This window comes from Thermodesulfobacteriota bacterium (assembly GCA_031082315.1).
Taxonomy (GTDB): domain Bacteria; phylum Desulfobacterota; class QYQD01; order QYQD01; family QYQD01; genus QYQD01.
In genome coordinates this window covers 1-15470 of record JAVHLC010000010.1, presented here as the reverse complement: position 1 = coordinate 15470, position 15470 = coordinate 1, and the positions used below count along the sequence as shown (strand labels likewise).

Annotated in this window: 17 protein-coding genes; 7 read left to right on the top strand and 10 right to left on the bottom strand. The window is 50.8% G+C overall.

Annotation, left to right across the window (positions count from 1 at the left end):
• Window positions 1-5 precede the first annotated feature (5 nt).
• Together RDU59_09610 and RDU59_09605 are read right to left on the bottom strand one after the other, a co-directional pair.
• The gene (locus tag RDU59_09610; protein ID MDQ7838729.1) at window positions 6-605 is read right to left on the bottom strand and encodes a hypothetical protein; all 600 of its coding nucleotides are present in this window, start codon (window positions 603-605) and stop codon (window positions 6-8) included.
• A gap of 5 nt (window positions 606-610) precedes the next feature.
• Window positions 611-1123 (bottom strand): 4-vinyl reductase, encoded by a 513-nt coding sequence (locus tag RDU59_09605; GenBank protein MDQ7838728.1) that lies wholly within the window; start codon window positions 1121-1123, stop codon window positions 611-613.
• A 585-nt stretch (window positions 1124-1708) separates the two neighbouring features.
• Between RDU59_09605 and RDU59_09600 the strand changes: the two genes are divergently transcribed.
• The 6 genes from RDU59_09600 to RDU59_09575 all read left to right on the top strand — a co-directional run bounded on the left by RDU59_09600 (window position 1709) and on the right by RDU59_09575 (window position 5663).
• Window positions 1709-2557, top strand: coding sequence for an Mrp/NBP35 family ATP-binding protein (locus RDU59_09600; GenBank protein MDQ7838727.1), 849 nt, complete (start codon window positions 1709-1711; stop codon window positions 2555-2557).
• Window positions 2558-2593: 36 nt separating this feature from the next.
• A complete protein-coding gene (locus RDU59_09595) occupies window positions 2594-3241 on the top strand; it encodes a class I SAM-dependent methyltransferase (protein MDQ7838726.1) in 648 nt (215 codons plus the stop codon).
• Window positions 3242-3367: 126 nt separating this feature from the next.
• On the top strand, window positions 3368-3781 hold the full coding sequence (locus RDU59_09590) for a PA2779 family protein (protein MDQ7838725.1): 414 nt from the start codon (window positions 3368-3370) through the stop codon (window positions 3779-3781).
• 7 nt (window positions 3782-3788) lie between these two features.
• Entirely contained in the window at window positions 3789-4397 is a 609-nt protein-coding gene (locus tag RDU59_09585; protein ID MDQ7838724.1) for a cysteine peptidase family C39 domain-containing protein, read from the top strand.
• A 79-nt stretch (window positions 4398-4476) separates the two neighbouring features.
• Window positions 4477-5166, top strand: coding sequence for a tetratricopeptide repeat protein (locus RDU59_09580; GenBank protein MDQ7838723.1), 690 nt, complete (start codon window positions 4477-4479; stop codon window positions 5164-5166).
• Window positions 5167-5210: 44 nt separating this feature from the next.
• Window positions 5211-5663 (top strand): hypothetical protein, encoded by a 453-nt coding sequence (locus RDU59_09575; protein ID MDQ7838722.1) that lies wholly within the window; start codon window positions 5211-5213, stop codon window positions 5661-5663.
• Window positions 5664-5683: 20 nt separating this feature from the next.
• On the opposite strand, the gene RDU59_09570 is transcribed toward RDU59_09575, so the two are convergent.
• Window positions 5684-6082, bottom strand: a complete 399-nt coding sequence (locus tag RDU59_09570; GenBank protein ID MDQ7838721.1) for a secondary thiamine-phosphate synthase enzyme YjbQ — start codon at window positions 6080-6082, stop codon at window positions 5684-5686.
• Window positions 6083-6103: 21 nt separating this feature from the next.
• On the bottom strand, window positions 6104-7171 hold the full coding sequence (locus tag RDU59_09565) for a response regulator (GenBank protein ID MDQ7838720.1): 1068 nt from the start codon (window positions 7169-7171) through the stop codon (window positions 6104-6106).
• 130 nt (window positions 7172-7301) lie between these two features.
• On the opposite strand from RDU59_09565, the gene RDU59_09560 reads away from it, so the two are divergent.
• Window positions 7302-8510 carry a Xaa-Pro peptidase family protein gene (locus tag RDU59_09560; GenBank protein ID MDQ7838719.1) on the top strand — a complete coding sequence of 403 codons (1209 nt, stop codon included), beginning with the start codon at window positions 7302-7304 and terminating at the stop codon, window positions 8508-8510.
• Between the two features lie 132 nt (window positions 8511-8642).
• Here the strand turns inward: RDU59_09560 and RDU59_09555 are convergent, their stop codons facing one another.
• The 6 genes from RDU59_09555 to RDU59_09530 all read right to left on the bottom strand — a co-directional run bounded on the left by RDU59_09555 (window position 8643) and on the right by RDU59_09530 (window position 15165).
• Window positions 8643-9428 carry a YkgJ family cysteine cluster protein gene (locus RDU59_09555; protein ID MDQ7838718.1) on the bottom strand — a complete coding sequence of 262 codons (786 nt, stop codon included), beginning with the start codon at window positions 9426-9428 and terminating at the stop codon, window positions 8643-8645.
• A 48-nt stretch (window positions 9429-9476) separates the two neighbouring features.
• Window positions 9477-9857: a RidA family protein gene (locus RDU59_09550; GenBank protein MDQ7838717.1), complete on the bottom strand. Its 381-nt coding sequence runs from the start codon at window positions 9855-9857 to the stop codon at window positions 9477-9479.
• A 310-nt stretch (window positions 9858-10167) separates the two neighbouring features.
• Window positions 10168-10806 (bottom strand): DUF3786 domain-containing protein, encoded by a 639-nt coding sequence (locus tag RDU59_09545; GenBank protein MDQ7838716.1) that lies wholly within the window; start codon window positions 10804-10806, stop codon window positions 10168-10170.
• Window positions 10807-10995: 189 nt separating this feature from the next.
• Window positions 10996-11946 (bottom strand): tRNA (adenosine(37)-N6)-dimethylallyltransferase MiaA, encoded by a 951-nt coding sequence (miaA, locus tag RDU59_09540; GenBank protein MDQ7838715.1) that lies wholly within the window; start codon window positions 11944-11946, stop codon window positions 10996-10998.
• Window positions 11915-13675: a DNA mismatch repair endonuclease MutL gene (gene mutL / locus RDU59_09535; protein ID MDQ7838714.1), complete on the bottom strand. Its 1761-nt coding sequence runs from the start codon at window positions 13673-13675 to the stop codon at window positions 11915-11917. The genes miaA and mutL overlap by 32 nt, the downstream gene beginning before the upstream one ends.
• Before the next feature lie 146 nt (window positions 13676-13821).
• Complete coding sequence (locus RDU59_09530) at window positions 13822-15165, bottom strand: M23 family metallopeptidase (GenBank protein MDQ7838713.1); 1344 nt, start codon at window positions 15163-15165, stop codon at window positions 13822-13824.
• Between the last annotated feature and the right edge of the window lie 305 nt (window positions 15166-15470).

Genomic DNA, 15470 nt, shown 5'->3' with positions numbered 1-15470 from the left:
GCTTTCTACTCCTTGATGTTACGTTCGGCTATAAATCGGCAGATAGGAGCTCCCGTGGAACGGCATGAAATCTCGCGGGAGACAAACGTACCCATTCCGGTCGGGTAACGAGGCCCATAAACCAGGTCCATATAGGAGGCTGTACACGCATTAAACATATAACATCGGCCATGCGGTTGGGGGCCATATTCCTCCAGATAACGGCCGGGATCGTAGGCGTTCTTAACTGTCGTGACCAGTCTCTCGCCCGGCGCCAGCTCTTCTACTTCTATGTATCCTATACCAAAGACATTGGTAAAGGCCACCAGGGCCTGAACTTCGTCTTCCGGAGACTTGATCATGGGCAGGATGTGTTCCCGCCAGTGCATGGATGTCCGTGCCCCGTGGAAGGTATGATACCCGCATTCCAGCACCGCGTCATAAAGTTTTTGCTCTACTACCTGCGCCGCATTCTCATCTACCTTATGGATGACACGGGAGACGGCCTTAAAAAAGAATTCATTGTAATTTATGGCCGCGTATATCCCAAAAGCAGCCATGATCCCCCGCTCATTACTTTCAATGGGCAGGCGCGAAGCCAGTTCTATTACCTTTTTGCTGTCCATAGCCATCACTTATTAACTGATACGGTAAATTCACATCGATCGCAGCCCGTAATCATGCAATGATCTTCCTCAACCCTATATTTACCCACCGTCCCTCCATAAATGGCCGCCAGTATTCCCGCCAAAAAACCACGGGTTAAATGGCAGACTGGTCTCCGGCGACGGCCATATTTGGCCAACCAGCCTACCACATAGTAAGAGGAATCAGCCCAGGCCCTGCCCCCGGATTCATTCAACTGCGAGAAATCCAACCGGCCGAACCCCATAAACCGGTACAGTTCAGTGGCGGCCTCCAGCTTGTCCCGATCGGTCTTGTCCTTTCCCAGACTCAATATATAATTATTGAAATTAAGGTAAAATTCTTCGGCTGCCGCACGGACAAAGATATCCACCGCATTAATTTCCTCTATTTCTTCAAGCGCCTTGACTAACCCACAATTATAATGATGGCAATGGAGGGATACCATCACCCCGTCAAGTTTCATGATATTAAGATTGGAGTCAAAACAGACAAGCATAACAAAGAAATCCTTAGCATTTGTAGTGTATGTTACTTATTTAACAAATTCCATCGGCAAATATCAAGTAATTCTTTAGTAAGACCTCGGGGACATGGGCATGATTTCTGGTTGTGCGATGTAGATTAATGAGGAGGGGTTGAGACCTAATGCAGAGGATTGGGTTAGAGAAATTGCAGGAATGCAATAATCAGTTGCAATAACGCAATGATATTCCGGTATTTTAAAAGATGAACCTATCTAATCAAGCGGATATATTTTAATTTTTGTGAACGCTATAAGGGCAACCGACAAGAAAGCAGGACAGAGATAATATTGGCACATTAATTGCTTAACCTAAGGTTAGGCTGTTAGGTGCCGGGAGAGGGAACAGGGATGAGAATTTTGCCCCCTATCTATCCTGTTCCCCTCCCGGTTTTTTTATTGTAATATACAAGCGAAGTTAGACCAATGGAGGTAGGATACATGTAAATAGTGCTCATCCGGAAACCGCCGTTTCCGGCTTCACTAACTAGCGATTTCGGCAAAGGTTCCTTGTGGTTAATCTTTTGATAATACGACGAATAACAGACGAAAGGGAAAAGTATGGCAGAGGAAAACGGAAAAAGTTGCAGTTGTGATAACGCGCGGGATGCGGCTCTGGCGGTTCAAGACGAGATGATAAGAGACTCGCTGGGTAAGATTAAAAATATCCTGCTGGTCATGAGCGGCAAAGGCGGCGTGGGCAAAAGCACGGTGGCCACGAATCTGGCGGTTGGCTTGAGCCAGTCCGGGTATAAAGTAGGCCTGATGGATGTTGACCTGCATGGGCCGAATATTCCACGGATGCTTGGGGTTACCGGGCAACCGGAGAATCTTCCGGGACATCGGGTTGGGCCGGTACGGTATTCGAATAACCTCGGGATTATTTCGATCGAATCAGTGATGAGCGATAAGGATCAGGCCGTAATTTGGCGCGGCCCGGTAAAAATTTCGGCAATTCGTCAATTTTTATCGGATGTGGAATGGGGTGAGATGGATTATCTGATTGTCGATGCTCCTCCGGGGACAGGGGATGAACCGTTGACTGTGGCCCAGACTATCCCGGAGGCCCGGGCAGTGATTGTGACCACTCCGCAGGAGGTCTCTTTGGCCGATGTCCGTAAATCCATAAATTTTTGCCGTGAGGTAAAGCTGGAGATACTGGGTATTGTGGAGAATATGAGCGGACAAAAATGTCCGCAGTGCGGGCATGAAATCTCGTTGTTTAAGAGCGGCGGCGGTGAGAGAACGGCCCGTGATATGGGGATACCGTTTTTAGGCAAAATACCCATTGATCCGGCGGTAGTGACGGCAGGCGATGCCGGCAAACCTTATGTGCTAAATACGGATAATGGCGTTGCGGCGAAGGCATTTAAGGAGCTGATTGATAAGATAATTTCGATGAGCAAATGATGTTTTCCCCGTGTCGGCATTTTGTATGGTGATCGGATGACGCGAGAGGCCGCTACGGCGTTTGATGCCTTGGCTCGTGAATATGATGCCTGGTATGAAAAGGAGCCGCTCCTTTTTGCTATAGAGCTGGAGGCGATAAGATGCGTCTGCCCTTCCCCGGGTAGGCCGTCGTTAGAAGTGGGAACGGGAAGCGGCCGTTTTGCCGCAGCCTTAGGGGTTGAGTTTGGAATTGACCCTTCCATGACTATGCTTAATCTGGCCAAGGCCAAGGGAGTTATATCCGTCCGGGCCATGGGGGAGGCTATTCCTTTCCGGAGTGAGACCCTTACCGCCGTCTTTATCCTTTTTGCATTGTGTTTTGTACAACGTCCCTTGAATTTATTTAAAGAATGCGGGCGGATTTTGAGGCCGGGGGGACGGATAGTCACCGCCTGCATTAATAAAAACAGCGCATGGGGCAAGCTCTATGCGGAAAAGAAGCAGGCCGGACACCCCTTATATAGATATGCCACTTTTTATGCTTCTACTGAGGTGGAAGGGTTGCTGATTGCAGCCGGATTCAAAGTGGAAAGATTATACTCGACCCTTTTGCAGCCACCGGGGCAGGTGGAGTCGATGGAGTATCCGAGAACCGGACTTTTAGACGAGGCAGGTATTACCCTTTTTTTAGGCAAAAAATGCTGAACTGCGAATTTGGGGAGATTTGTTATGGCGTGGAAAAGTTGTTGACATCAGGGACAGGATGAATAAGATAGCTGTCAAATTTTGCCGTCTTCATTTTGGCTTACCGGTTTGCGGGGGGGATACGACATGGGTACGAAATTGAGCTTAAATGGTTTTAAAAATCCATTACTGGTGTTCTCGGTAACCGTCTGGTTTACAGCCTTTCTCCTGTTTCCGTCTTTAGCTACGGCCGCCCTTTCTGGCTCCATTCTGAGCAGCCCGGGGGCATCTCTGGCGCGGGAGGCAGAACTGGCTAAGGTCAGGCAGGTCCTGGAGAACAAGATAGCCGCGCAGAAGCTAAAGGATTTTGGCCTGAGCCCGGATGAGGTCTCAGGCAAGCTATCTTCGATGACTGATGAACAGATTCATCACCTGGCTTCGCTTTCTGATCGCATCACCGCCGGCGGTGATGGGGTAGGCACGGTCATCGGCGTATTATTCATCATTATTCTGGTCATAGTAATTATCAAGCTTCTGGATAAAAGGATTATCATAAGATAGCGCCATCGTGACCCCGTTCCTTTCCGTGGCCTGGCGCAGGAATATAGGATTGCTTGCCGTCGTTCTACAGGTTTTTCTGGCAACCTCCTGCAGCCGCATAACTACACGTCTCCAGATTATCGAGGCAATTACAAGCGGAGAGGAACGAGGTTACTACATCTCTTCCGTTCCTTTTATTTATCAAAAAGATAAGCGTTGCGGGACGGCGGCCCTGGCCGGCGTCCTTCACTATTATGGGGATCCAATCAGTGAGGAGGCAATTGCCGGGGATATTTTTTCTCCGGAGCTGGAGGGCACATTGCTATCCGACCTGGAAAATTTTGCCCGCCGCCGGGGATTCTACACCCGTGTCTATCCGGGAAGTCTGTCCGACCTCAAAAGGCATATCAAACGTAATGAGCCTGTTATTATCCTTATCGATGAGGGTTTTTCAGTCTATCAGCGTCTCCACTACCTCGTAGCGGTGGGGTATAGTGAAAAGCGGAGGCTGGTGATTGTCCATACCGGGACAGAGGCCGATGCCCTCTGGTCTTACGGACGGCTGGAATCGGCCTGGGCCCGGATGAATTATCTTTGCCTCCTTATTATGCCTGTTTCTAAGGCCACAACAGAGTGATATGCGTTCTATTATTACAACGGCATTTAAATACATAAATTCGCCAAATCCCCCCTCACCCCCCTTTAGAAAAGGGGGGATGGGGGGATTTAGGCTTTTTAATTGCCGTAGCTATATCTTCCGGGCTTTTGTACTATTTTGGATTTTTTTGTGCCTGGGCTGCGGAAAACTGCCGGAAATCGTCATTCTTCACGATCCGCTCACGGCGGAGGAACACAATGACCTTGGTGTCTCCTACGAAAACAAGGGAGAGTATGCCTTAGCCGAACGTGAGTACCGGGAAGCGTTAAAGAAAAAGAAGGATTTTTTCAATGCCCAATTTAACCTCGGGAACCTCTACTTAAAGATGGGACGAGAGAACGAGGCGGAAGATGCCTACAACAAGGCTGTAGCCCTTGATCCCGCGCAGCCTGATGTTTATAACAATCTGGCCCATCTTTATCTTCAGGGCGGGCGCCATCCGGATGAAGCGCAAAAAATGGCTGAAAAGGCCGTGAGCTTATCCGGCCCTACGCCTCGGCGTATCTTCGAGCGGCGCTATCGTTATCTGGATACCTTGGGCATGGCTTATCTTGGTCAGGGAGAGGTTGATAAGGCGCTCCGGTGTTTAGAGGAGGCGCTTGACATTGCGCCGGATGAAGACAATATCTTTCTGGTTGAGGTCTATAGGCATCTGGGCGGGGCCTATCGGATAAAAGGGGACGAAATCCAGGCAAAAAAATATCTGGATAAGGCCCTGGAGTTGACAAAAAAAAGCCGTTCTTTTTAGGTTATTTATCTAACTGCCGATAAAACAATAAAGGAGGCAGGGCCATGAAGATAAAAGAGACAGTAACCCATTTGCCTGGCGGGGCCGGCCGGTTACAGCCCGGGAAAAAAATAGAAGGGGCGTCCTTTCGGGATGTCTTTTCCAAAGTTGCGGGGAAGGCAGATCAAACGCCTGCGAGCGCAGGGCTAAATAATGCGCCGCCGCTTTCTTCTATTGAGGCGCTTGCCGCTCCGGGGACAGATACCAGGCTCCGGGGAGTGGCCAGGGCAGAGGAATTGATTGCCCTTCTGGATCAATACCGTATGGCCCTTGCTGATCCAAAGAAAACCCTGAAAGATGCCGGTCTCCTGCTTAATTCGGCTGGTGAGAAGGTCAGACAGCTTGATCCTGTTATCCAGGGATTGCCTTCAGGCGACCCGCTCAAAAGGCTTCTGAATGAAACAGGGGTTATTATTGCGGTTGAGACCATTAAATTCAATAGAGGCGACTATCTTTAATACCAGGTTGCAATCCTTACTTACCCCTCAATGACCTTAACATAAACCTTTCGAGTGCGCGGGCCGTCAAATTCGCAGAAAAAGATGCTCTGCCACGTCCCCAGCAAGAACTTACCTGATTCTACAATTACCTTTACCGAAGAGCCCATGATACTGGCCTTTATGTGGGCCGGCGAGTTGCCCTCAGCGTGACGGTAGGGGAAACGAAAAGGTATTACCTCATTCAGGACGGCCAGGATGTCCTTTTGCACGTCTGGATCCGCCCCTTCATTAATGGTAACCCCGGCGGTGGTATGGGGCACAAAGATACAGCACAAGCCGTTCTGGACGCCTTTTTCCTTTAAAACCCGCTCTACCTGTCTGGTTATGTCTATTAATTCAGTCTGATTTGTCGTCTTTATGGTGATAGCGGCAGACATGGAGGTGTTCCTCTTAAGATGTCAGTTTTGAGCCTCGGCTATCAGCAACCTGACTATTACCGTTGTTCCTTTCCCGGCCTCACTTTCGATGTGGATGGTCCCATTTGACCCGGTCACTATCTGATAAGCTGTCCATAAACCAAGCCCCGGCGACTGGGTCCCTTTTGTAGTAAAGAAAGGCAGAAAGACCCTGGAGATATCTTCGCGCGTGATCCCCGATCCCTGGTCAATAAATCGAATCTCGACCATGTTCTGATCCCTGATCCGGTTTATGTTAACCTCGATACCTCCTTTGCCATGCATGACCTCAACGGCATTCTGCACGATTTTTTCAAAGGCCAGGGAGATATTGTCTAAGGCCTTCACGGACAGGGCCTGCCCGTCACCGGTAACCTTTATGGTGAAGGGCGCAAATTTTTTTCGGAGTGAGGAGAAAATAAAGGGAATATCTGCCGTAAATAACCCTTCTTTTTTGACGTAGGAAGTAACCATAAGAAGTTCGTTGACTACTTCCGTGACGCGCAGCGCGGCCTCAACAGCAGATTTTAAGCGGTCTCTGGCCTTCTCTATCTCGCTATGCTGCAGATGTCCGAGGGCAAGGTCCCCCAGGGCCACTACCGTGGTCATCCTGTTGTTCAATGTGTCGGCTAGGCCCCGCACCAGTTCCAGAAGGGCGTCTTGTTTCTCTTTTTGCTTGGCTATTTTCCCCAGGCGTTGTCTGTCCAAGGCTCGTTGCACCTTAAAGAGTAGATCAGCCTGTTCACAGGGTTTAAGGATGTAGTCCATGGCCCCGGCATACATGGCATTTACGGCCGTTTCAACGGAGGAATGCCCGGTTATCATGAGGACTACCGATTCCGGCGAGATTTTTTTGGCCTCTTTAAGCAGGGTGAGCCCATCCATGCCATCCATGACCAGGTCGGTAAGGATCAGGTTATAAAATTCACGGCCCAGGCTGGCCAGGGCCTCTTTGCCGCTGGTGACCGGCGTGACCTGATACCCGTCTCGTTCCAGCATGCTGGTCAGGATGTCCAGCGTGAGCTTGTCATCATCTACAACCAGAATTTTGGGGTGTGCTGTATTGGACATATTTTTACCTGATGGGTTATAGGAATATTATGGGTATTTGGATTTCATGTCAAGAAATCTAATTTTTGCCTTGACGTATGGGCAGCTTAGTGAGAATTAAGTTATAGAGACCGGGAAGAGTGACAATTATATGAATGCTACGCCTGTTTTTAAAAGCGACATCTTAAAGGCCCGCACACAGCGGCTCCAGGAAAAGATGCAGACGTTGGGCATCGCTGGGGCCCTCATAAGACAGAATGCAGACCTTTACTATTTTAGCGGCACGCTGCAGGATGCGTATCTTTTTGTGCCCCTGAGCGGCGCGCCCCTTCTCATGGTCAGGCGCAATCCGGCACGGGCGAGAGCGGAGTCTTCCCTTGAAAACGTCATACCGTTTGGCGGTGTGCGGGAGATAACCAAGACGATAGCCGGGCATGGTTATGATGTCCCGGGGTTTCTGGGCCTGGAAATGGATGTCATCCCGGCCAAGCTATATCTTTATTTAAGAAATGACGTATTTCCGGGAGTGGAAATAACAGACATCGCTCATGCCATTCGCGAGGTGCGGATGCTCAAGTCTCCCCTGGAGATAGAATGGCTGCGGCAGGCCGCCGGACAATTGAACAGCGTTATTAAAGAAGTGCCGGATTTATTGCGGCCGGGGATGACCGAACTGGAACTTTCCATTGAGCTTGAATACCGGCTCCGCCGGGCCGGCCACCAGGGATTTATGCGTATGCGGGCCTGGAATCAGGAACTCTTCTTTGGGCACATACTATCCGGGCCGTCCGGCGCGGAACCTTCTTACTTTAAGGGGGCCACCGGAGGCAGGGGTATCAATCCGGCCTTCAGCCAGGGGGCGTCAAGCAAGGTTATCTCGGTGGGGGAGCCGGTTAGCATTGACCTGGGAGGATGTGTAAATGGTTATATGACCGACCAGACCAGGATGTTTGCCCTCGGTTTCCTGCCCGAGGAGTTGAAAAAGGCTTATGAGGCGGTCATTGAGATACACTATGGACTCCGGGAAAAGATAAGGGTGGGCGAGACCTGTGGCCGCATCTATGAATGGGCCTCTGACAAGGCGGCCTCTCTGGGCTATGCGGACAACTTTATGGGCTGTGGAGAGGCCAGAATGCCGTTTATCGGCCACGGCATAGGGTTGGAAGTAGATGAGCTGCCGGTCTTTTCGGCCCGGAATCCCCTGCGGCTGGAGGCCGGGATGACTTTTGCCGTCGAGCCAAAGCTCATCTTCCCCGGGGTGGGGCACATAGGCGTTGAAGATACCTACGTTCTTACGCCGGAGGGCCTTGAGGCGATCACCACGTCACCGGATGAGATGGTGATTATCAACCCCAGGTAAGCGTTCAGCTATCAGCAGTCAGCTTTCAGCTTTGAGTCGCGCCTGGAGGTCGCTCCTATAAGGCAGCGCGTAGCCTGTAGCGCATAACAAATAACAAAGTGGGTGCGCTTTATTTTTACTAAACGCTAAGCCCTAGTCGCTAATAAGTGGTATTTTTTCACCAAGCAACGCAACCCGAAGCCACCTGCACGCAAACTTAAAGAGAGAAAGTTCGTCTTGTAACGCTGGCCTTATCTCTTCGCCCTTAAGGTTGTATGTATCCAGGAAGCCTTGTCTGCACACCAGTTGAGCGAATTCGTCCAGGCTGTAACTGGCGAGAAAGAACATCTGTATGCCCGTTTTGTCCAGACCGCCGGCGGGAAACCTCTCGCTAAGGGTTACCTGAGACCACAGGTCGTTCATCTCTTCGTAAACGGCCGTCCCTTGTCTCTCCCGCCATTTCCTTATGGTTAACAAGTTATTTTCTCCTGGCAATCCCCCTGTATCCCCCTTTCCCCAAGGAAAATTTTTTTCATTAAAGCCCAGGCAAAATGGCCTCTTAACTACTGAATACAAGGGCGTTGCCGGTCTGCTGTCCCTGGCTTTGTCAATACATGGTTCCAGCGGAAAGATGCGGCATGACCAAGGGCGGTCTGGATATACCCGGCATCCATCCGGACTGGAAAACGGGCAGAGTTTCTCGTCCCCTATCATCTTCATTACCACCAGGGGGTGGCCGATCTCTTCCATATAGATGGCCGCAGTATATGTATCCAGGAATTTTCTCGATGAGAGTCCCAGATTATTTTTTAGGCGCATTATGTCGTAAGGAGTCAGAAAAAGGTTGATATCCCGGCAGCACCGGTTGAAGCAGTTCAAGCCCTTCCGGCAGTCAAAGGGAAATATGTCATCCAGGCCAAGCGTCATTGTCTCGTTCATTATTGTCTCCTCAAGGCTGAACGCTGAATGCTGACGGCTGATTGCTTATTAATTTTTCACTGCAATAAAGGCCATCTCTACCCGCGCGTCTTTGGGCAACCCGGAAACCTCCACGGTGGCCCGGGCCGGCGGATCGTCTTTAAAGAATTCACCATAGACGGCATTCATGGCGGCAAAGTCATTCAAGTCTCTCAGATAGACAGTAGCCTGCACCACATCCGCATAGCCCATACCTGCCGCTCTTAATATCGCCCCAAGATTTTTCAGAATCTGCCCGGTCTCGGCGGCTATATCTACATTGACCATCTCTCCGGTGACCGGGTCAAGGGCGATCTGCCCGGAGATGAACAACTGGCCGCCGGCCATGACCGCCTGACTATACGGCCCTATGGCCTCCGGCGCCGCTTTTGTAGTAATGATCTTTTTCATCTTTTTTCCCTGTCAGGACACAGATTTTCGCCGATATCCGCAGAAAAATTTCCCCCCAAATTATCTGTCTATATTTAAAATCCTTGTAACACGTTAGGTGTTTTAAACAGTCCTACATTCAGAAAAGGCTATTAATCTGGAACTCAGAAAATCAGGAAAAGATAGACCCGCTTTATTTGGGTTTGCACTTCCCTGAGTCCCTGATTTCCAGATTTGATATGTTTCTTTGCACTTTTTATCATGTATTTTCAAAAGCTAAATTATTACAAATCCTGTCAATCTGCGTTCATCTGCGTCCAAAATTCCTGGTTTATTCGAGAAGTTTCCTCCCCCGGCCGAGAAGACCATAGGTAAGGATACTGGCAAGCACCACTATGTCTTCCGTAGGGAGGAAGGAAGGGATCGTTTCATCAAAGAGGATGTTTCCTTCTGCCGGGAATTCGTCATCCCCCTGCCAGAGTACAAAGGCTAGGGGGATATTGGGGAGCGGACGACACACGAGCGAGATGTCGCCCAGCCCAATAGAGGACAGGGTAGGCAGCCCCTTGGAAAATTCCCGCAATATCTCCGGGTGACGGCCAAATAAACCGGTGAAAGGCTTAATGCACCTCTTGACGAAAGGTTCATAGTAAAACTGGCCGGACGGGACCTGCCGGAAGGTTATCCAGTTTCCCGTGATCGGAACTCCCCGGGCGTGTATCAGGTAATGGAGGATAACGATTTGTTCCGTTGGTTTTAGCGTTTTTGGGCCGGTGATAACTTCGATTTCCACTTCCGGGAAGTGGATGGCGCACTCTCCGGCCCAGAAAGTGAGATGGAGGAGCCCTTCGCCCCGGGCGTTTCCTTCCCAGCGGCCGCCGGTTCTTATGGAGATTGGTTCCGGCTCCATCACGGCCAATGTTTTCCTGGCTAACGAGATCGATTCCTGGTAAGCCTCTTCAAAAGGCATGTTTCACCCGACAATATGCTCACCGCAAAGACGCAAAGCACGCAAAGTTAAATGACAAATGACAAAGCTCAGATGTCAAGTCAAGCCCAAAGTTAAAATGTCAAAAGTATCACTGGCTTAGTGTTTTGGCATTTGGGCTTAATACATTTTTTCTCTGCGTGCTTTGCGCCTTTGCGGTGAAAAAAGTTTTTACGATCTTTGCAAAAACAACCTTACCTGCCGGACGATTTCATCTGCATCCGACGGCGCATACCACTTTATTTCCGGGTCGCCTCTGAACCACGTCAACTGTCTCTTGGCATAACGCCTGGTGTCCCGGATCATGGTACGCAGCATCTCATCAAAGGTGTATTCACCTTCGAGATACCGGATGACGTGCCGATAGCCGAGCGACTGCATGGGTTTGAGGTCATTAGCGTAACCGGCCGCAAGAAGTCCCTTGACCTCATCAATCAGGCCCGCCTCCAACATCTCATGTGAGCGAATCTCGATCCTTTCATAAAGCTTATCACGCTCGAGTTCAAGCCCTATTTTTAACGTGTCATATTTGCTGTCGCTAAATTCATGCTCGGATTGATAAACTGAAATAGGTTTGCCGGTCAGGCGGAATACCTCGATGGCCCGCAGGATGCGCACCTTATCGTGGCTGTGGATTTTCTCGGCGGTCCCCGGATCTACCTCTTTCAATTCTGCATAGAGGCGGTCCGGGCCGTTTTTTTCCATTTCGTTCCGTAACGTCTGGCGTATGGTCTCGTCTGCAACCGGAAGATAAAAGAGGCCGCGCGTCAGGGCCTTGATATAAAGGCCGGTTCCTCCGGCCACAAAGGCGCATTTCTCCCGCCCGGATATATCCCCGATAACCCTTTCCGCATCCTGCCGGTAGCGGGCGGCATTATACACCTCATCCGGATAGACGATATCCAGGAGATGGTGCGGCGCCAGTTTTCTTTCCTCTGGTGAAGGCTTGGCCGTGCCGATGTCCATCAGCCTATAAATCTGCATGGAATCGGCATTTATGATCTCACCGCCGGACTCCCGGGCCAGCGCAATGGACAGGCCGGTCTTTCCAACTCCCGTCGGCCCGGCAATGATAATCAGCGGCAGTTTTTTATTTACGCTTGAAGCCTTTTTCCAATTCATAGTACGTGTAGAGCTGCCGGATGGGCCGGCCATGCGGGCAGTTTGAAGAAACGGGACAGGAGTTAAGCTGCTGCAAAAGGCTCTCCATTTCCTCGACCGTCAGCGGTTGTCCGGCTTTTATGGCGGCGTGGCAGGCCATAAGGGCCAGAATATCATTAAGGAGTCTTTCGTCCAGGAACGAGCCTCCGGCAGTGGCCATGATAGCCAGGGCCGATTCCACCAATCCCTTTATATCCCGGTTGGAGAGTATGGCGGGCGCAGCCCGGATAACAAAGGTTTCTCCGCCAAACGGGGCTATCTCCATCCCCAATGCGGCGAAATCCGCAAGATGGCCGGATAAGGCCTCTCTTTCGGATCGGGCCAGTTCAAGGGTTACAGGAAAGAGGAGTTGCTGGCTATCAATCCCACCCTTCCGGAGTCTGTCTTTGAGACTCTCAAAAAGGATGCGTTCGTGAGCGGCATGCTGGTCGATGATAATCAGCCCTTCTTCCGACTGGCAAAGGAGGTAGCTTGCGGCCAACTGGCCGATAAGTCGCAAATCAGAAGGTGGGGGTTGGGTCAATGGAAGAGAACCGGTGTATGGAGCCGCTTTTTCCTGCACACTGCCCCCGACCTTTAGAGGTTCTTCAGAAAAGAGGCCCTGTGTCTGATGGATAGCCACGCCGCAGGCAGATTTATAGGGTTCTCTATATGGTTCCCATGAGCGGTGCGTCTCGGCCGGTCCCGGCCCTCCGGCTTTTTGCCGGGAGAGAATGGCCGCGCGGATGCCTTCACTGACTATCTGATGTATCAACTTGGGTTCCTTGAAACGAACCTCATGTTTGGTTGGGTGCACATTTACATCCACCCCGGCCGGAGGAAGCATTACGTAGAGGGCTCCGACCGGATAGCGTCCCTTCATAAGGAAGCTTTCGTAGGCCTCAAGGACGGCATGCTGGATGATCCGGTCACGTACAAAACGTCCGTTGATAAAGATGCAGAGGGACCGTAAAGAGGCCCGGTTTATCTCCGGCCCGGCTATATAACCGGAGAGGGCTATCTCTCCGCGGACATTTGACACCGGGATCAGTTTACTGCTGTGGTCAAGATGAAATATGGCTTGCAGGCGATCCTCGGGCTTTTCGCCGGATGAAGTGGTAAACACCCCGCGCCCATCATTAGAGAAGATAAATTGCACGGCGCAGGCGGCAAGCGCTATATGCTCAACGACGTCCTGGATATGTCCGGTCTCCGTGTCGTATGACTTAAGGAACTTCCGGCGGGCCGGCAGGTTGCCGAAGAGATCCCTTACTTCAACCACTGTCCCTTCCGGGCAGCCCGTTTCCAGGACTTCTTTTATGCGGCCATAATGGATGATAACCCGATGCCCGGATATATCACCGCGGCGACGGGATATCAGTGCCATCCTGGAGACGGAGGCGATGCTGGGCAGGGCCTCTCCCCTGAATCCCAGGGTGTTAATGTGGAACAGGTCCGTATCGGTCGCAATCTTGCTGGTGGCGTGGCGTTCCAGAGAAAGGAGGATATCCTCACGATCCATCCCCTCGCCATTATCTATGACCCGGATAAGCTGCTGTCCGCCGCCCGTTACCTCCACCTCTATGCGCTTTGCCCGGGCATCTAAGGCGTTTTCAATGAGTTCTTTCACCACCGAGGCCGGACGTTCGATGACCTCTCCGGCCGCAATCTGATTGGTAAGGGATTCAGAGAGTATCCTGATTTTTGCCAAAGTTTGATGATCTCGTGAAAAGTAAAATTTTACCGCAGAGGTCGCCGAGGACGCTGAGGTTATATGTTTTATGGTTTAGGGGCTTTCTCTGCGCACTCTGCGTACTCAGCGGTGAAATAGGCTTTTTATGAAGCCGTCTAGGTTGCTCAGTTGGATAATTTCAAGGTGACATTATCCTGGATCCAGTGTTCATCCCACCACTCGACCGGATTGACAAATGTCCCGCCTACCAGCATGGAAAAGTGGAGGTGGTCGCCGCCGGCCAGACCGGTAGAACCTGAGCAGCCCAACACCATCCCCTTTTCCACCATTTGCCCGGGAGCGACATTGATGCTGCTTAAGTGGGCATACAGGCTGAAGATCCCCTGCCCGTGGTCCATGATAACGGTATTCCCGTAAATACCGAGGTATCCGGTAAAGATAATCTTGCCGGTATTGGCGGCCTGGATGGGCGCCCGTTCGTTTGAGGCCAAATCAATACCCAGATGGACAGCACGGTCTATTTCCTGCCCGTTGTAGGTGTAGATACGCTGATCGGCAAAGAGGCCCATGGGCGCTGCGTTTTGCATACGCAGAAATGCCCCGGTCCAGAGCGGCCCGGCCTCAGAACGGGAACAGATCTCCGCTACTTTGCGGTCATTTTCAACCCTGATTTTGTGGTTAACCTGCACAAAGACCTCTTCATGGCTCCCCTTAAGGTCTGGATAATGTTGCATAAGCTCCGGCATCTTGGTCTGCAGAAAGGCCGGAGAGAGAGCGATATTATCTGCCCTGAACCGGCGGGTTTTTATACGATACGTAAAGGGCACCCGTGCCGTATTGCCGGCCTCGTCGCGAGCGGCAAGGTATAGGGGAACATCGGCCGGTGCGTCCCACGGCAAGGCGAAATAGGCCACATAAACCCCTTTAGGGCCTTCCGGTTTTGGATACCCGCGATAGAATTTCCGGCCTACATAGACACCGCTCACCGGAACATCATTCTCTGCCTGATAGACAACGAGCCCGCTGCCCCCCAGGTTGATATTATGGGCGGTGCTCAGGGCATAAACGTCAGGCGGCCTGCTGTCAATGGAGACCTTTTTATCTATGATGCGCCTGTTGCCTGAAAACCACCCCCACCATGAATAATCCCGGACCGATACCCGGAGAACGGCCTCACCATTAACCAGCCCCGCGCCAAGAGGGCGAAGCGTTACAGGCGTAGAGTGTCTTTTTACGTTTCCTCTCAAAAGCAGGCCTCCTCTGGGAAAAGACTGCCTTGCCATTTCTACCTTTTTACCTCCCTGGAGAAGGGTTACCTCTATTTCCCTGAGTCCGCTCAGCCTGTCTTTAGCGGTAATAGTTATGGTCTTTTCCGTGCCTACGCGGTTAACATCAGGTGCAATGCGCACCTCCGGCTTAAAAAATTCAAATTTTAATGCGGCTACTGCAAGTATTAAAAAGAATATTAGTAGTCCGAATACAGTGATGGGAAAGCGGGATTTAAGCATAAGGCGAGATTTACTCCTTTTAGGCTGTTATAACTTACGAAAGTATACTGAAACAGGCAAAACGTCAAGTGGCACAAGATTCCACATCCCGGAATGACACCATGACTAAGTTAGTTTTCATCCGAAAATCCCCCTGTATCCCCCTTTCATAAAGGGGGATTTCAATATTTTCCCCCCTTAGCAAAAGGGGGGTGTGGGGGGATTTGGCATTTCCTCTCTTTGGAAAAGGGAGGACAGGAAGGATTTTAAATCAGCTTTGTCCGGTTAGGTTTTTGCATGTAAGTATTCCCATTGATCTTTGATAT